General features: G+C 44.3%; 17 protein-coding genes. 8 read left to right on the forward strand and 9 right to left on the reverse strand.

All coding sequences use genetic code 11. From position 1 onward, the window contains the following. Positions 1-240 precede the first annotated feature (240 nt). From ABHV44_RS07195 to ABHV44_RS07210, 4 genes are all read left to right on the forward strand, one after another. The gene (locus ABHV44_RS07195; RefSeq protein WP_459073993.1) at positions 241-939 is read left to right on the forward strand and encodes an SDR family oxidoreductase; all 699 of its coding nucleotides are present in this window, start codon (positions 241-243) and stop codon (positions 937-939) included. After that, the gene (locus tag ABHV44_RS07200) at positions 939-1,382 is read left to right on the forward strand and encodes an ABA4-like family protein (RefSeq protein WP_459073994.1); all 444 of its coding nucleotides are present in this window, start codon (positions 939-941) and stop codon (positions 1,380-1,382) included. The genes ABHV44_RS07195 and ABHV44_RS07200 overlap by 1 nt, the downstream gene beginning before the upstream one ends. 111 nt (positions 1,383-1,493) lie before the next feature. Beyond that, entirely contained in the window at positions 1,494-3,551 is a 2,058-nt protein-coding gene (gene ppk1 / locus ABHV44_RS07205; RefSeq protein ID WP_459073995.1) for a polyphosphate kinase 1, read from the forward strand. 33 nt (positions 3,552-3,584) lie between these two features. Beyond that, positions 3,585-4,487 carry a Ppx/GppA phosphatase family protein gene (locus ABHV44_RS07210; RefSeq protein WP_459073996.1) on the forward strand — a complete coding sequence of 301 codons (903 nt, stop codon included), beginning with the start codon at positions 3,585-3,587 and terminating at the stop codon, positions 4,485-4,487. Here ABHV44_RS07210 and ABHV44_RS07215 read toward each other — a convergent pair. Next, a complete protein-coding gene (locus ABHV44_RS07215; protein ID WP_459073997.1) occupies positions 4,463-5,425 on the reverse strand; it encodes a glycerophosphodiester phosphodiesterase family protein in 963 nt (320 codons plus the stop codon). The two genes, ABHV44_RS07210 and ABHV44_RS07215, sit on opposite strands and share 25 nt — an antisense overlap. Then, a complete protein-coding gene (locus tag ABHV44_RS07220) occupies positions 5,422-6,828 on the reverse strand; it encodes a peroxiredoxin family protein (protein WP_459073998.1) in 1,407 nt (468 codons plus the stop codon). The genes ABHV44_RS07215 and ABHV44_RS07220 overlap by 4 nt, the downstream gene beginning before the upstream one ends. Before the next feature lie 101 nt (positions 6,829-6,929). On the opposite strand from ABHV44_RS07220, the gene ABHV44_RS07225 reads away from it, so the two are divergent. Both ABHV44_RS07225 and ABHV44_RS07230 read left to right on the forward strand, forming a co-directional pair. After that, complete coding sequence (locus ABHV44_RS07225; protein WP_459073999.1) at positions 6,930-7,565, forward strand: hypothetical protein; 636 nt, start codon at positions 6,930-6,932, stop codon at positions 7,563-7,565. 45 nt (positions 7,566-7,610) lie between these two features. Next, positions 7,611-8,888 (forward strand): T9SS type A sorting domain-containing protein, encoded by a 1,278-nt coding sequence (locus ABHV44_RS07230; RefSeq protein WP_459074000.1) that lies wholly within the window; start codon positions 7,611-7,613, stop codon positions 8,886-8,888. 5 nt (positions 8,889-8,893) lie between these two features. On the opposite strand, the gene ABHV44_RS07235 is transcribed toward ABHV44_RS07230, so the two are convergent. After that, a complete protein-coding gene (locus ABHV44_RS07235) occupies positions 8,894-10,138 on the reverse strand; it encodes an ABC transporter permease (RefSeq protein ID WP_459074001.1) in 1,245 nt (414 codons plus the stop codon). Positions 10,139-10,306: 168 nt separating this feature from the next. On the opposite strand from ABHV44_RS07235, the gene ABHV44_RS07240 reads away from it, so the two are divergent. Next, positions 10,307-12,568, forward strand: coding sequence for an aconitate hydratase (locus ABHV44_RS07240; RefSeq protein WP_459074002.1), 2,262 nt, complete (start codon positions 10,307-10,309; stop codon positions 12,566-12,568). A 78-nt stretch (positions 12,569-12,646) separates the two neighbouring features. Here ABHV44_RS07240 and ABHV44_RS07245 read toward each other — a convergent pair whose 3' ends face one another. The 3 genes from ABHV44_RS07245 to ABHV44_RS07255 form a co-directional block, all read right to left on the reverse strand. After that, a complete protein-coding gene (locus ABHV44_RS07245) occupies positions 12,647-13,234 on the reverse strand; it encodes a hypothetical protein (protein WP_459074003.1) in 588 nt (195 codons plus the stop codon). A 108-nt stretch (positions 13,235-13,342) separates the two neighbouring features. Continuing rightward, positions 13,343-13,897 (reverse strand): outer membrane beta-barrel protein, encoded by a 555-nt coding sequence (locus ABHV44_RS07250; protein ID WP_459074004.1) that lies wholly within the window; start codon positions 13,895-13,897, stop codon positions 13,343-13,345. A gap of 151 nt (positions 13,898-14,048) precedes the next feature. Continuing rightward, the gene (locus ABHV44_RS07255) at positions 14,049-14,384 is read right to left on the reverse strand and encodes a hypothetical protein (RefSeq protein WP_459074005.1); all 336 of its coding nucleotides are present in this window, start codon (positions 14,382-14,384) and stop codon (positions 14,049-14,051) included. Positions 14,385-14,532: 148 nt separating this feature from the next. Between ABHV44_RS07255 and pdeM the strand changes: the two genes are divergently transcribed. Next, positions 14,533-15,207, forward strand: coding sequence for a ligase-associated DNA damage response endonuclease PdeM (gene pdeM / locus ABHV44_RS07260; RefSeq protein WP_459074006.1), 675 nt, complete (start codon positions 14,533-14,535; stop codon positions 15,205-15,207). On the opposite strand, the gene ABHV44_RS07265 is transcribed toward pdeM, so the two are convergent. The 3 genes from ABHV44_RS07265 to ABHV44_RS07275 all read right to left on the reverse strand — a co-directional run bounded on the left by ABHV44_RS07265 (position 15,194) and on the right by ABHV44_RS07275 (position 17,486). After that, complete coding sequence (locus tag ABHV44_RS07265) at positions 15,194-15,583, reverse strand: toxin-antitoxin system YwqK family antitoxin (RefSeq protein WP_459074007.1); 390 nt, start codon at positions 15,581-15,583, stop codon at positions 15,194-15,196. The genes pdeM and ABHV44_RS07265 overlap by 14 nt on opposite strands. Before the next feature lie 81 nt (positions 15,584-15,664). Beyond that, on the reverse strand, positions 15,665-16,234 hold the full coding sequence (locus tag ABHV44_RS07270; RefSeq protein ID WP_459074008.1) for a hypothetical protein: 570 nt from the start codon (positions 16,232-16,234) through the stop codon (positions 15,665-15,667). A 28-nt stretch (positions 16,235-16,262) separates the two neighbouring features. Next, positions 16,263-17,486 carry an exo-beta-N-acetylmuramidase NamZ family protein gene (locus ABHV44_RS07275; RefSeq protein ID WP_459074009.1) on the reverse strand — a complete coding sequence of 408 codons (1,224 nt, stop codon included), beginning with the start codon at positions 17,484-17,486 and terminating at the stop codon, positions 16,263-16,265. Between the last annotated feature and the right edge of the window lie 71 nt (positions 17,487-17,557).

Genomic DNA, 17,557 nt, shown 5'->3' on the forward strand with positions numbered 1-17,557 from the left:
CAGAGACTTATCGATGTGTTGCTGAGAGCTGGTAAGTTTCAAGGCTTAAAATTCATTTGGTGCCCCAAAACTATCCAATTTTATCTTTAATTGAAGTTTCGCTGCAACTTGCTTTGCATCATTGTGGTGAAGGGATTTCGCCTGGTTTTATCAACGAGTAAGAGATTCGTCTTTCGATAGTTAATAAACATCTTTGTCCACTAATGCCTTATTAAAGCAAGCACAAAATTCAGAAAGCAAATGAATCGAATCGCACTTGTAACCGGAGCAAATAGAGGAATCGGAAAAGAAATCTGTCGGCAGCTGGCCGAGAAGGGATTCACTGTGATTCTCACCAGTCGCTCTGAAGAAAAGGGTAAAAAGGCTCTTGAGGAAATTAATCAATCGTCAACAGATCTGCACTTTCATCAACTCAATGTCACCAATGAAAACAGCCTCGCTAGTGCAGTGAAATTTGTAGAAAAGGAATTTGGCCGACTCGATGTGCTAATTAATAATGCCGGAGTTTTTCTTGACAAGGGTACAGAACCTGAAAATCTCGATCCTGACCTGCTCACTAAAACACTTGATGTGAACACAACCGGTGTTCTAAAGTGCATTCAAAATTTTTTGCCGCTGCTCAAAAAATCAGAAAACCCAACTATCGTAAACATGTCCTCCGGCATGGGCACCTTCGCCAAGATGACAGGAAACGCGATAGCTTACAGAACCTCGAAAGCTGCTCTGAACGCGATGACCGTTGTTTTTGCAGACAGCCTTAAAGAAGATGGTATCCGCGTGAACGCGATGAGCCCCGGTTGGGTGCGAACTGACATGGGAGGACAAAGCGCCAACCGCAGTTTGGCCGAAGGAGCCGACACAGCTGTGTGGTTGGCCGAGCAACCCAAAGATGGCCCTACCGGCAAGTTTTTTAGAGATCGAACCGAATCTGAATGGTAATGAACGCAGAACAAATCTTTCAAATCGTAAACCTAATTGCGCTGATCGCGTGGCTTGGGCTATTATTCTTTCCTCGCTGGAAAGTGACTCAGATTGTAGTAATCTCAGGTTTGGTGAGTTTGATCTTCGCCATCGTCTACCTCCTGCTTTTTATTTCCAGCGTTGGCGGTGCTGGTTTCGATCCGGAGTCTTTTCAAACTTTAGAAGGACTGAGTTCAATGTTTGGCAACCCCAAAGCTGTGTTGGTCGGCTGGGTGCACTACCTGGCTTTTGACTTATTCGTGGGAATGTGGATTTCTGAAGATGCTCACAAAAAGAAAATCGCTCACTGGAAAGTTTTTATTCCATTGCTCTTCACTTTCATGGCCGGGCCTATTGGGCTCTTGCTCTACTTCGTGGTTCGAGCCTTGTCAACCAAAGAAATCATTCACAAAAACTTCTGATTTTCTACGATGCTTAAATTTCTCCAAACAAAAGCTTAACACAGATAATTTTAACCGATTTTCGAATCGGAATATTTTTGACCGTTATTGCCCCGGCAAACTATTGGAGAAATGGCTACGAAAAAGAAAGAAGAATTTTTCGATCGTGAGATCAGTTGGCTTTCGTTCAACGAGCGAGTGCTGCAGGAGGCAAACGACCCAGACGTTCCGCTGATCGAACGAGTCCGTTTCCTCGGAATTTTCTCCAACAACCTCGATGAGTTTTTCAAAGTGCGAGTGGCCACAATTAGAAGACTGGCGATGTACAGCAAGCGCACTAAAACTCCGCTTGGGCACAGCCCGGAAGAAATTCTCACTCAGATTCACGACACTGTAGTGGCCCAGCAAAAGCGACACGAGCGCATTTTTCGCCACCTAGAAGGTGAGCTCGATAAGCAGGGCATTTTTATTCGAACTGAAAAGGAACTGACCAATAAGCAGAAGGCTTTCGTCAACGACTACTTCAACGATAAGGTGCGACCGCTTCTCGTCCCGTTGATGGTAGATCGAAAATCAAAATTCCCAGCTCTTCGGGATGGAATCATCTATCTTTCGATTAAGCTTTGGAACGAAGAAGAGAAGAACGTAAAGTACGCATTGATCGAGCTGCCGGATTTGCCCAGATTTGTGGAGTTACCAAAGTCTAAAGGCAATCACTACGTGATGTTTTTAGATGACGTAATTCGCTTTAAGCTCAAAAAGATTTTTCCAATTTTTGAGTTTGATCACATCGAAGCATTTACCATAAAGATCACTCGAGATGCTGAGCTCGACATTGATGAAGACATCTCCCAGGGATTGATTGAAAAAATGTCGAATAGTATTGCCAAAAGAAAAAGAGGCGACTATGTCCGATTTGTTTACGACAAAAATATTCCAGACGACTTGCTTGACTTCATCCTCAAAAAGATGAAGGTCTACGACATGGAAAATGTGATTGCCGGTGGGAAATACCACAACAAACGCGATCTCATGAGCTTCCCTGACTTTGGTAGAAGTGATCTAATCTTTCCGAAGCTACCGGCACTTGCCCAAAAAGACCTCAAGGGCCAAAGCAGTTTGCTTTCGGTGATTGAGAAAAAGGATGTGCTATTGCACTATCCGTATCAAAATTTTGGCAACATCATCGATTTACTTCGTGAAGCTGCCATCGATCCACATGTGAAAAATATTCGAATCACGCTTTATCGTGTGGCTGAAGACTCGAACATCATCAATGCGCTCATCAATGCCAGCAAAAATGGGAAGAAGGTAACAGTGGTGGTAGAGCTGCAGGCGCGATTCGATGAGACCAACAATATTTACTGGTCGAGCCAATTGCAGGAAGCCGGAGTGAAAGTGATCTTTGGTGTTCAGGGATTGAAAGTTCACAGCAAGCTGTTTCTGATTACCAGAAAGGTTGGCAACAAGAAAACTCGATTTGCGCACATCGGAACGGGGAACTTTCACGAGAAAACCGCCCGAATCTACAGCGACATTTCCCTTTTGACCTCGGATAAGAAGATTACCAACGAGGTGAAGAAGATTTTCAACTTCTTCGACAGCAACTTTCAGCGGGGCATTTTCAAGCACCTCATTGTTTCGCCCTACAGTACGCGCAGGAAATTTATGGCGCTCATTAACAAAGAGATCAAAAGGGCAGAGAAGGGCGAAGAGGCATGGATCGATTTGAAGCTCAATAATCTGGTAGATGCCGGAATGATTCGCAAGCTTTATGAAGCCAGCCAGGCCGGAGTGAAGGTAAGGGCCATTGTCCGCGGAATTTGCTCGTTGATTCCAGGAGTCAAGGGCAAGAGCGAAAACATTCAGGTGATCAGTATCGTAGGCCGTTTTCTAGAGCATTCGCGCATAATGGTTTTCTCGAATGGTGGCAGTCCGCTCTATTTTATTTCTAGTGCAGACTGGATGACCAGAAACCTCGATCACCGCATTGAGGTGACAGCACCAGTAAGCGATCCCGAGCTGCAACTGGAGCTCCGCGACTACCTGGACATTCAGTTTTCGGACAATGTGAAGGCGAGGCTTATCGATCGCAAGTTGCAAAACCACCACGTGAAGCCGGGTGAAGGCGAAAAGGCGGTGAATTCCCACAGAGAGGTCTACGAATATTTCAAAAAGAAGCTCGATTAGTTTAACTTGCCAGCAAACGAAAAGTGATAGAATTTGAAGTTTGCTGCAATAGATATCGGATCGAATGCCGTGCGGCTCCTCATCGAAGAGGTTCACGAACACGGGGATCAATATCACATCCAAAAAGTTTCTTTTACACGTGTTCCACTCCGATTGGGTGACGATGTGTTTCAAACCGGTAAAATATCGGATGCCAAAATCCAGCAGCTAATCAAAACAATGAAGGCATTTTGGTATCTGATGGACGTGCACAGCATCGAGCACTTTAGAGCCTGTGCCACCTCGGCCATGCGAGAAGCCGACAACAGAGAAGAAATTCTGGAACTAGTACAGCAAGAGGCTAACCTCGAAATCGAAGTCATTGATGGCAGAATGGAGGCGGCTCTAATTTTCGGAAACTTCAAAGTCTCCAACATTGAGAAGGCGAAAAACTATCTCTACATTGATGTGGGCGGGGGAAGTACCGAGCTCACGCTCATCAAAAATGGGAAACGCGCAGAATCGCGATCGTTTCGCATTGGTACCGTTCGGATGCTGATGGGAAAGGTGAAAGACGAATGGTGGGGCGATGCGGAAGCGTGGGTGAGCAAACTCATGAAAGAAGAAGACAACGTCACGGCCATCGGGACGGGTGGAAACATCAATAAAATTCACAAGGAGGCCGGAAAGAAATCTTTTGCAGTGATCAGACCCAAGGAAATCAAAGCGGTCTACAACTACATGAAAAAGTACAGCTTTGAAGAGCGAATCTACAAGCTGAAGCTCAAGCCAGACCGCGCTGATGTGATTATTCCCGCGGCAGAGATTTACATGAATATGATGAAGTATGCCGGGATAAAAGAAATGATCGTCCCCAAAGTAGGCCTCTCAGATGGAATCATTTTGTGGCTTTACAAACGCTGGAAGAGAAGTCAGAGAGCTACTGCCGAAGGGTGATCTATTTCGTATCCGGCTTTTTCTATCACTTTGCGGGCTCTCCCGGGATAATCAGTGATGATGTTCGTTACTCCCAGATCCAATAGGTTTTTTATCGCTGTCGAATCATTCACGGTCCAGGCTGGTAGCGCCAGGTTGTGCGCTTCACAATATTTCACTGTAGCCTCGTCAATGAGCACGTGCTCTGGGCTATAGCCAAAAGGCTTAAAACTCAAGCTGTCTAAAACCGCACTCAGAGAGACATCCTTTTCTTCGTTGAGAGCAATGAGTGGAAGTTTCGGATCAAGCTTGTTTAGTTCCCTGAGTATTCGAAAGTCGAATGACTGAATAACTGCCCGGTCCTCGATTCCAATTTCTGTAACAGTTTGATGAACGACAGCTGCAAATTCTTCAGGTGCGGGATGAAAAATTCCATCGTCTTCCTCATCGCTTTTCACTTCGATGTTGAAGTAGGGCAGGGGAAGGTCGTTTTTTTGACAATGCTCGTTTACCGCAGCGACAACTTCCGAAAGCAATGGCTTGAAAGTTTTGATTTGTCTTTGCTCCAAAAATCGAGGGTGGATGAAAGTGCCACAAATATACTTTTGGGCAGAATCTGCCGACATTTTATAAATGTTCAGGGTTTTTTCTTCCTCCTCCTCAATGATGCTGCCGTCAGGTTTCAGGCAGACTTCGGGGTGCATGTAAGCTTCATGCGAAACCAATACTTTTTTGTCAGCTGTCAGCACCACATCCATTTCCAGAGCCGTTACGCCCAGGTCAACAGCTTTCAAAAAAGCCGGGATTGTATTCTCCGGAAGCAGTCCCCTGCAGCCTCGATGTCCTTGTAGAGTGATTTTCACCGTCTCTTCTTTTTCTTTTTTCATTTCGGAAGCGCAGCCACCGATAGTTGTCAGGATCGACAAGCAAATTAGTCCAATCCCGATTTTGCGGTTCATAACTTCTGGCTCAAGTATGATTCAACTTCACGAACACGCTCAGGCTTCAAAATGATTTCGCCTTTCTCGTTGAGCAAAAACATGGTAGGTGTGTTAGTAACCCGGTAAGTTTTTGCAGTTGGCGATTCCCAGCCTTTCAGTTCCGAAACATTTTTCCAGGGAATACCTTTTTCTTCGATTCCTTTTTTCCAGCTTCCTTCGTTTTGGTCAACCGAAAAGCCTACCACTTCGAAACCCTGATCCTTGTACTGGGCATAAGTCTGTTTCAACTCTGGAATTTCAGCTTCGCACTTGTGACACCAAGATGCCCAAAAGAAGATGAGTGTGTAATCGTTTTTATCCACTACATCGTAAAGATTCAGACTCCCGCCACTGGCTGTTGGTGCTGTGAAATCTTTCGGCTTGTGGCCTACCTGAAGTCTTTGAATTCCCTCAGCTTTAGAAGCCAGCACATCGCTCAGGTCCGCTCCGCAGGTTTCTTCATTGATGTAGTTATCCAAAATGTAGAGGCTCAGATGCTCCATGCCCGAAGAGTAAAAACCTTCCATCATGGTGTAGAGCACGTACTCCAAAACCCGATCGCTTCCAGCCTCTTTTGCTTTGTTCACGATGAAATCGATGCTGTTCAGAAAACCGTTGTCTGTGCCACCACTATGCTTGCGCATAAAATCCTGAATGCGTTCCTGGAGCACAGGCGAGTGAATGAAAGATTCGTCAGAGAAATCGATGTCGTTCCAGTAGTCTGATTTTGAAGTTGGGTTTTCGCTCTCCATGTGAGCGGCAACCTTGGCGGTGAAAGTATCCGGGTTTTCACGAACGATTCGCGCTCTCAGATCTTTGATTTCGTACTCTTTGGCCTGTATCTCATTGTCTGAATTTCCCCCTTTTCTTCTTAGCGATCTGATTTGACTTTCCAGACCTCTCAGTTTCAAAGAGTATTCTTTCCAGGCAGCGTTGTCAGCAGAATTTTCCGTTCTTAAATTGCGAACAGAATTCCCCGTGAAATTGAGTGTCACCTCGTCTTCTTTAGGGTTGACAATGAAGTCAGCACGATTGGCGAGCTCGAATCCAACACTGTAAATTCCAATTCCAAGTTCTTTTGTCCCAAAGTTGAAGGTTTTGTTCTCAACTTTCGCACTGTCGATCAGGTAGCCATCTTTACCTTCAGTTTCGTAGAGGTAAATTTTGTTTTGCGGAGGAGCACTAGTAAAGCTTCCGCTGATTTTTATGTCACCGCTAATATTACCTATAAAATCCTTTGGAGCGCTCTGAGAGGTTTGGCTCACCGCCATTTGCTCTTGTTCAACTCCTTTTTGTTCGCGGCTTTTCTTTGAATTTTCCGCTGAGTCGCAACTGCTGAAAGACGCTACTGTCAGTAGCATGAACAATACTTCTCTGATCATTATTTACTGTTTTTATGGAGTCGTCAAATATAGCGAATTCAATACTTTCGCTCGTCAGGACCGCAAAAGCCAAAAAAAGAATAACCTCATAAACTGGGTGCATGAATCAGGAAGAAGCAGTGAAAATATTTCAGCTGGATGATGTATTTGATCGGGATGATATGCAAGATGCCTACGAGGAGTCTTTCTTTTCTACCCGGGATTATTTTCTGAAAAATACGGTTGTGCCTCAATTATTCATCAGCCGTTTGCAGCGGCTCAAAAAATTTGAAGAGGCTTTTTGCTTTCTTTCAAACAAAAACTTTGGGTGGAGTGAGCCAAAGCTAAAAACACCACCTGGACTTGAAGAAGCGGCAAAAATGCTTGGCCTTCATGACAATTCACTCGAACGGTTGCTCAAATCTTATGAAGTTGCACTCACTGAAAAAAGGATGTTTTTGGCTCAATCCTGGACGATTCCCGAAGTAGTCAAAAACACTCTTCAGGTAGTAGAAGTGCAGCAAGCTTATCACGTGCTTTTTGAAAAACTTGGAGAGGCTGAACTTCACAATTCCCAGCTAGATCTTGATGAAGTGAAGGCTTCGCAACAGGTAGATTCTGGCTTGCTGCTGCAGCAGATGAACAAGAGAGATTCCAGTGAGAGTGATGAAATCGAATTTCAAAAATTGCTCGCACGGGAGGTGGCAAGAGTGAAGAAACTGAATCGTCTTTTGAAATCCTCGTCCGATGTTAAATGAGATTTGCTTAGCTTCATGGCTGGTAATTAAAGAAAACTCAAAGCCATGAAACTGACTCTTACGCTTATTTCGATTTTTTTTACTTCCCTGGTTTTTTCACAACAGGATTATACGCTCTATCAAACAGGTAGTGAAACGGATGTGGAGACAACTCCAAGCTTTGGATTGGTGCTAATGGGCGGAGCTACTGAGAGCGACAATGCCATGCGATGGTTTCTGGATCGCGCCAATGGAGGGGATGTAGTTGTTATCAGAACTTCAGGGTCTGACGGCTACAACAATTACCTGTACTCAGAGCTCGGAATTGAAGTGAATTCAGTGAGAACAATCGTGTTTGAGAACGCAGCGGCTTCCGAAGATCCCGATGTTATTGAGATGCTGGAAAATGCTGAAGCCATTTGGCTGGCCGGAGGCAATCAATGGACTTACTACGATTTTTGGAACGAGTCTGCTGTGGAAGAAACACTTATTGACCATATCGAAAATGGCGGAGTGATTGGTGGAACAAGTGCGGGGATGGCCGTTCTCGGAGGAATCGATTACGTGGCTCAGTTTGCTTCGGTTACTTCGGATGAAGCGCTAAATAATCCATTTTCGACCAACATCACCTTAGAAGACGATTTCGTGACGCCACCTTTCATGGACGGAGTAATCACCGATACGCACTACGATAATCCCGACAGGAAAGGACGACACGTTGCATTTTTGGCACATGCCATGGCCGCTTTTCAGGTTTATCCAAAGGGAATCGCTAGCGAAGAATACACGGCTGTTTGTGTGAATGACGAAGGACTGGCTCGCGTTTTTGGTGAATATCCGGAGTATGAAGATTACGCTTACTTCATCCGACTGCGATGCGAGACTCCAAACGAGCCAGAGGTGGCTGTTGGAGATATGCCACTGATTTGGAACCTCGGAGGAGATGCACTCAAAGTTTACAAGGTGCCCGGCACACTGGAGGGCGATTATTCATTCAATCTGACAGACTGGGTGACTGGCACTGGTGGAGAATGGCAAAACTGGTGGGTAGTGGAAGGAGAGCTCAATATCGAAGAAAATACCGAAGAACCCGGATGCCCCGTAGGTATTGATGAGAGAATTTCTGAGACCGCTAAGCTGGAAATATATCCAAATCCTGCGATCGAAAATGTTACCGTGAAAGCTAGCGAAAAGAGCGAATTTCAAATTTATAGCCTGCATGGAAAAATATTGAAAACCGGAAAACTCTTGCCGGGAGAAAACCTATTGGATCTAAGTGGCCTTAGCTCGGGTGTTTACTTTCTGAAAAGCACAGAAAGTAGTCAGGTGATAGTTATCCGCTAGCTTAATTATTCATAGCGAAGAGCTTTAATCGGATCTAGTTGAGCAGCCTTTTTCGCGGGGTAGTATCCAGAAATCACACCTACTATAAAGCACAGAAGTATTCCTCCCAGAAGCCACAGCCAGGGAACTGTAAATCCGGCCTGTATTAGAAGAGCAACAATATTCCCGACAACCAATCCGAGGATCAGGCCGAAGAACCCACCGATTTGACCAATGACAATTGACTCAATCAAAAATTGTTGACGGATGGTTTTGGCACTTGCTCCAAGCGCCTTTCGAACTCCAATTTCCCGGGTTCGCTCGGTTACCGAAACCAGCATGATGTTCATCAAGCCGATGCCTGCACCGAGCAGTGTGATCACGCCAATTATTGTAGCGATAATAGTAACACTGCTGATAGCTCCAATCACAGAGTTGACGAGCGAATCACTTTTCCTGATCTCAAAAGACTCCTCGGAGCCGATTGGGTCTTTTCGAACTATTCGCCACAAGCCTTTGGCATCACTGATGGCGTCATCAAGATCTTCAGCATTTGCCACCGAAACATTCACAGCGTAGGAAGTTCTTGGTGTGGCAAAAATCTTTTTCACGTTTCGCACTGGCACAATCACTTGCCTGTCTGACTGCATTCCAAAAGTATTTCCTTTACTCTGCAAAATGCCGATCACCTCGTAGCGATAACTACCTATGTGAACTCCTTTTCCCAAAGCGTTAACGGCAGAACCATCGAAAATGTCGGTTACGATGTCTGCACCGAGAATGACCACGTTACTGCCCGAACTCAATTCGGAAGAAGAGAAATTTCTTCCCTGATTCAATTCATAGCCAGAAAGCGACAGGTACTCGTCATCCCCGCCAACCACTCTAATGTTTGGGTTGGTCTTTTCTCCACGATGTTTTACTGTGGCCATTCCAGCTGCTACAGAAGAGACCGATACTTTTGCGTCAGCTTCATAAGACTCTTTGAAATTCATAGCCTCTTCAAAAGTAATTGGAGGATAAGATTTCTCCTGGGTGCCGCTTCTTCCTCCTCTGAATGAAGAGTTTTTTTGCTGGACCGTAAAAGTATTGCTGCCAAGCATTGAAAACTCATCAGTAATTTTTGTCTTAACGGCTTCAATGGCTGTGAGAATACCCACTAGCGCCATGATGCCAATAGCAATAATCAAGACGGTAAGAATTGCTCTTAGTCTTTGCCCGCTAATCGCCCTCAGCGCAATTTTGATATTTTCAAGGGTTTTCTTATTCATGGTATCCCGGAGGTGACCAAAAGTAAGGCTTTGGCACAAAAGGAATGGGAGGAAAAATCCCAAAAACAGTCAATACAAACACACAGAGGCCTCATTAGCTTACCATGATAGAGCTAATTTTGTTAATTTCGCGTCACCTCAAAAATCAGTAAACACAGAAGAAAGATTATGGCATTTGATATTGATATGATCAAGGAGGTTTATGACAAACTTCCAGGACGCATCGAGAAAGCTAGAAAGCTTGTAGGTCGTCCGCTAACACTATCCGAAAAAATTCTTTACACCCACCTTTGGGAAGACACTTCGGAACCTTACGAAAGAATGAAGTCTTACGTGAACTTTGCTCCAGACCGTGTGGCAATGCAAGATGCGACAGCCCAAATGGCGCTTTTGCAATTCATGCAAGCTGGTAAGGCAAATGTTTCGGTTCCGTCTACTGTCCACTGCGATCACCTGATTCAGGCGAGAGTGGGTGCAGATGCCGATTTGCAGGAAGCAATCAACAAAAACAATGAGGTTTACAACTTCCTTTCTACTGTTTCAAACAAATACGGAATTGGATTCTGGAAACCTGGAGCTGGAATTATACACCAGGTAGTTCTCGAAAACTACGCTTTCCCTGGAGGTATGATGATCGGTACAGATTCTCATACTCCGAATGCCGGTGGACTTGGAATGCTCGCCATTGGTGTGGGTGGAGCCGATGCAGTGGATGTAATGGCCGGAATGCCCTGGGAGCTCAAGTTTCCTAAAATGATTGGCGTGAAGCTGACTGGAAAGATGAGCGGTTGGACTTCTGCCAAGGATGTGATTTTGAAAGTTGCTGGAATCCTCACTGTAAAAGGTGGAACCGGAGCCATTGTAGAATACTTTGGCGAAGGAGCACGTAGCCTTTCTTGTACAGGTAAGGGAACCATCTGTAACATGGGTGCCGAAATTGGAGCGACCACTTCAACATTCGGTTACGATGAAAAAATGTCGGAATACCTCCGCGGAACAGAACGTGCCGATGTTGCTGATGAAGCAGACAAGGTAAAAGAGCACCTTACTGGTGACGATGAGGTTTACAACAACCCAGAAAAATATTTTGACGAAGTAATCGAGATCAACCTTTCTGAACTCGAACCACACATCAACGGGCCTTTCACTCCGGATTTGGCAACGCCAATCAGTCAATTTGCAAAAGCAGTGAAAGACAATGGTTGGCCACAAGAGCTCGAAGTTGGACTAATTGGATCTTGCACAAACTCATCGTACGAGGATTTGACGCGAGCTGCTTCTTTGGCTCAGCAAGCTGTAGATAAAAAGCTCAAGACAAAATCAGAATTCACCATCACTCCAGGATCGGAGCAGGTGAGGTTCACTGCAGAGCGCGATGGCATTCTCGACACATTCGACCACATGGGAGGAGTAGTTTTGGCCAATGCTTGCGGACCCTGCATCGGTCAGTGGGCGCGTCACTCTGACGACCCAAATCGCAAAAACTCGATCATCACTTCGTTCAACAGAAACTTTGCGAAGCGAAACGATGGTAACCCCAATACACACGCTTTTGTAGCTTCTCCTGAATTGGTGACGGCTATGGCAATTGCGGGTGATCTCGCTTTCAACCCACTTACCGATACCCTGACAAACGAAGATGGTGAGGAAGTTAGATTGGATGAGCCTAAAGGTGTTGAAATGCCGGCAAAAGGCTATGCAGTTGAAGACTCAGGTTACCAGGCTCCTGCAGAAGATGGTTCGGGCATCAATGTAGAAGTGAAAGATGGATCTGAAAGATTGCACTTGTTGACGCCTTTTGAGCCATGGGATGGAGAAAATCTCACGGGTGTGAAATTGTTAATCAAGGCGAAAGGGAAATGCACAACCGACCACATTTCAATGGCAGGTCCCTGGTTGCGTTTTCGCGGGCACCTCGATAACATTTCGAACAACACACTCACTGGTGCAATCAACGCTTTCAACGACAAAGCAGATAGCGTGAAGAGCCAGATCACAGGAGAATACGACTCTGTGCCAAATACTCAGCGCGAGTACAAGAAAGAAGGAATCCCTACAATAGTGGTTGGAGATCACAACTACGGAGAGGGATCTTCTCGCGAGCACGCGGCCATGCAACCTCGTCACCTCGGAGTGAAAGTTGTTTTGGTAAAATCATTTGCAAGAATTCACGAGACGAACCTAAAGAAACAGGGAATGCTCGGAATTACATTCGCCAATGAAAGCGACTATGATTTGATTCAGGAGGACGATACGTTCAACTTCGTGGATCTAAAGGATTTCGCTGAAGGCAAGCCTTTGACAATCGAGATCGTTCACAAGGACGGGTCGAAGGACACCATCAAAGCGAACCATACTTACAACGCTCAACAAATTGAGTGGTACAGAGCAGGTTCAGCACTGAACATGATCCGCCAGATGAATAAGTAAGACGAAAGTCACTAAGTAAAATAGAAAAGGCCGATTCACTGTGAATCGGCCTTTTTTTATGAGAATTTTAATGAGTTCTCAATTGAAGTAGTAGATCCCTGTGAGCGCAATATAAGAATAGGCATCTCCGCCAAATTGAGTTCCTGAAGTGTCTCCACCGGAACCTACGTATTGGTATCTTAATCCAATGGAGTAATATCCATCAATCGCATATCCAACTTCTCCTGCTGCACTCCAGTTGTAGCCTGTTTCTGCGACTCCACCTGTAGTGCCACCAGCAGTTTCAATTTCTTCAGTAGAGTAATAATTTAGATGCATTCCTGCTTTAACACCTCCAAAGAAGCCGTAGCCAACTCCGTTAGGATAATAGCTCAAACCTATTTGCAGAGGAAATTGAATGTAACTATTAATAAATTCTTTGAAGTCGTCTTGAATCAGGTAAAAGTTTATTCCTGATTGCCCGGTGAAACTCAACTGATCAGTGAGGACCTTGTCATTTCTCAATGAAATTCCAAAACCTGAACTAGTTATGTCAGCAAGATCACCCATGGGAACGGCAATTTCGACACCACCACCAAGTAGGTTTTCCTGAGCAGAAGACTTGTGAGAAAAAGAAAGGAGTGAGATTAGTAAACTTAGGATAAGGCAAAGCTTTCCATACTTCATAATTAATAAGGTTTTAAAGGTTAGAAAAGTGGCAAGCTATAAAAACCCCAGGAACATAAAAAAAGCCGGCACATTGGCCGGCTTTGAAATTATAGAATGAGAAGTCTCTTAGAAATGAAATGCTCCGGTTAGTCCGATGTAGGAGAAAGTATCTGACTCCTGACCAGCTTCTGCGTCTTCAGCAATAAAAATCATTTGATAGCGAAGAGAAGCTGAAATTTGATCTGTAACAAAAAGCCCTAGCTCTGGAGCAAGGCTTAAATCAAAGTCAGAATTGGTTTCACCTTCAGTCGTAGTGCCGAATAATTCTATATCCGCAGTTTTTGTGGCGGTGATGTGGCCACCGACTTTGAGACCAACGTATATTCCCTGTCCAACTTCATCCAGGAAGAAGCGTCCGCCTACTTGAAGAGGAACTTGAAGGTAGTAATCAAAAAAGTCACTGACTTCATCGTCCAGCAAATAAAAGAGGAGACCAGAGCTCGCATGTAGACTAAGCTGGTCGCTTACAGCCAGGTCATATCCAAGAGCAGGACCTAGTCCAAGAGTTGTTGCATCTCCGAAATCACCTAGGGGTACAGCGATATCGAGTCCTACGGTTCCGAAACTGTCTTGAGCCTGAACATTGTTTGGTATTGCGAATACAGCGAATGCTGCAATCATAAAACTTAAAGCTAATTTTTTCATCGTAATTAATTTTTTTGATTATGGTATTCAGCTTTCAATTTAGGATTATTTTCTTAATCTATTCCATAATCAATTGAGACTCTTATTGAAAAAGAGTGTTAATATCTATTCCTTGATGTAGTCAGTGTTACTTGACAAAGTGAAATTTAACGTTTACAACTTCGTTGCATTGGTCTTCCGAAAACTTCATTTGAGATAGTTTCTTAATCACATGTTGCTTGAAGCTCTCGTCTGAAGCGTTTACCTGGAGAATGTTTACGGTTCCGCATGGCTCCACAATGAAACTGACCAGCACAAGAGCTTTGTCGTGTTGTGGAGTGAGTCCCGAAGGGTAAGTCATGCGGTTAACCACAGCTTTTTTTATGTCATCCGCAGCTGGGTCGGAGCTTGCAAAAGCTGTTGCGTTTAGTGTCAAAAGGGCGGTTAGTGAGAGCACTGAAACTAGATTTCTAAAAACTTTCATGTCCTGTAATTTTTGTTTTTAATTTTCGATGCAAATTTGAGTCAGTACTTTGATCTTCGCATTGTCAGGACTTCAAGAGTAAATTACTGTTAGTTTACTGTCAGGTTATCGAATTGACCACACATTTATTCATTGTTAATAGCATCCATTGAAAGCAGGAAAAGCAACTTCTTACGAAGCAATTGAGCTAAGTGATCAACGCTTGATACTCCACCACTGGCGTGCTTTGTATTGGCAAGAAGAGAGATTGTTGGTAATTAGCGATCTGCACGTGGGAAAGTCGTCTCACTTTAGGAAGAATGGACTGCCAGTACCCAGGGAAGTAGGCCGAACGAATTTTTGGAGACTGTCAGGCCTCATTCTGGACTTTCAGCCCAAAGAGGTGTTATTCCTGGGGGATTTGTCCCACAGTCATCACAATAATGAATGGAATGATTTTGTAGACGTGAGGAAAAATTTCGATAAAGTTATTTTCTCTCTTGTGCCAGGTAACCACGATTTGCTCGAGCTTGCAGACTATCAAAAGGCAAACATTGAATTATTGCCTGAAGTCCATGAGCGTGGTCCTTTCTACTTTTCTCACGATGAAATTCCTTCAGAAGATCTACCTTCAGAAGTCATAAACATTTTTGGACACATTCACCCTGGAGTTAGGATGAGGGGTGGCGGCAGACAGTCACTGAGGCTTTCTTGCTTTTACCAAAATGAGAAGCACTTTGTGATGCCGGCTTTTGGTGACTTCACAGGCAAGCACCTCATTCGTCCGAGAAAAGGAAGTAGTGTTTATGTTGTCACAGAAGAGTCGGTGATCACTGCTCAGTGAGGTCGGTCTTTTTAATCAAGATTCCTCTTAGGTATTTGTACTCTACAATGGGTTCGCCTTTTTCATTGTAGTCGTACATGGTACCATTTTCAGATCCATTTTGATAGTGCTCGATTGATTTTCGATTACCGTTTGGCCAGTAGTAGATCCAGTCTCCGTGTTCCTTGCCATTTTTGAAGTGGCCCACATAGTCGAGTTGACCGTTTTCATAATAGAGCTCTTCTTTTACGCGGTCGTGCTCTGGGCCTACAGTGTAGACGACCACATACGGGTTTCCGTTATCGTGGCGCCTCACAATATGTTTTTCGGGTTCGCTCGATTGAGCAAGAGAAGCAATTCCGATTAGAGTAGCTAACAGGGTGTTTAGAAAAGGCATAGTAAAATCGTTTCAATCTTAATTCACGATTACTTACGGCCTTTCACCAAAATTGTTCGAATAATGAATTAGAAAAGAAGATTAGTTTTGAGGAGTAACAGTAAAGTCACCAGAAATATTCACTGGAAATCCTGCTGGTTGACCATTATCGAGAATCCTTCTGACGTTCACATTGAAGTTGACAGATTCTGTACTGCCAAAAAATGATGGCTGAACCGTGATGACACTTGAACTGTCGTAGGGCATTGTTCTATAACGCTTAATTTCAGTTCCTGCCTCAGAAATTCTGACATCTTCAACTCTAACTTCTACTGTGTCTGGTTTTGGTATGAAAAAACCTACTTGCTCAAGTGGAAGTGGAGTTACATCCATGATTTCAATCTCAACATTCAAATTGTGGGTGATATCCATGCTCGGGTTTTCACCTCGAATGTCCGCAGTCAGATAATACTTTCTCGAATAGTCAAGGGTATCTATTGGAACTATATAATTGGCATCAAGAAGGGCTGAGCCTGAACCAGTCCAATTGACATTTCCACATCCACAAGTATAGCCAGCTGGTGGCAAGGCTTCTTCCTCTTCTTTGGAACAAGACGTGAATAAAACTGCTGATAAGAGTAGCACAGATAGAAAGGTAAAGTATCTCTTCATGTCGACATTTAGTTTAGGACTCCGAAAATTACTCAAAATCCGGGTATAATAAATACTTCTTTCGTACAAGTTTGAACTTTTCTAATTCCTCTTGCCACGATTTTCGGATATCTTCTACACTCGTGCCAGCCATGATTTGTTGCTTCAGTGCATCGTTGCCGGCAAGTTTATTGAAAAATGATTCGCTGGTGAAGAACTGATCTTTTTGAGGGTAGTTCTGGTAATATCCTACAAGCCAATCGAGATAGAGCTCGCGAGAAGTGAAAAAATAAAAGCTTCCAAACTCTTTCAGGTTACTGCCAGAGCAGACTTGATTTTCGTACTTCGGATTTTCTACCACTCCAGGTATTTTTTTGGGAGTAAAAGAAAAGCTCCCAAGCTCGTTCTCCGGATATCCCACAACCTGAAATGGCAAGTCAGTGCCTCTTCCGATGCTCACTTTTGTGGGCTCAAAAAAGCAAAGCGAAGGGTAGAGGTAGATCGACTCCATAGTGGGTAAATTTGGTGATGGTTTCACAGGCAGCCGATACAAATCGCGATGTTCGTAATTCTCACAAGTCACAACTTCCAGCTTACATTGAATTTCGCCTTTTAGCCAGTTTTCCCCATTGATCATTTCGGCCAACTCACCCACCGTGAGCCCATGCACCACAGGAATTGGATGCATACCGACAAATGATTGAAATTCCTCATCGAGAACAGGTCCGTCTACGTAAAAACCGTTTGGGTTTGGTCTATCCAGCACGATCACTCTTTTCCCGTTTTCGGCAGCGGCTTCCATCACGTAGTGCATGGTGGAGATGTATGTGTAAAATCGAGCGCCCACATCCTGAATGTCAAAAATCAGTACGTCCACATCCCCCAGCATCTCATCTGTTGGCTTCTTGTTCGAGCCGTAAAGTGAAATCACAGAGAGGCCAGTTTTTGAATCCTTTCCACTCTTCACTGTTTCACCCGCTGCCGCATTTCCCCTGAATCCGTGTTCTGGTGCAAACACCTTTACCAGGTTCACTCCTCGAGAAAGGAGAGTGTCGACAAGATGAGTTTGGTTGACAAGCGAAGTTTGGTTGGCTACTACAGCTACCCTTTTATCCAAAAGTTTGGGTAAGTAGGCGTCCATTCGCTCAGCACCGACTACAATTGTAGTGTCGTATTCCAGGTCATTTACCTTTTGGGCTTTGGAAGAATCGCATGCTAAAAGCGATGCGAGTCCAAAGATTATTAGGAGAAGTACTGTGGTTTGTGTTTTCATCTTGTAACAAATATATGCGATTGACAATCCTTCTTGGGCAATGAAAATCTTATTCTACTTTTACAAACTCA

The organism is Halocola ammonii (assembly GCF_049334165.1).
Classification (GTDB): domain Bacteria; phylum Bacteroidota; class Bacteroidia; order Flavobacteriales_D; family Sanyastnellaceae; genus JBEGHD01.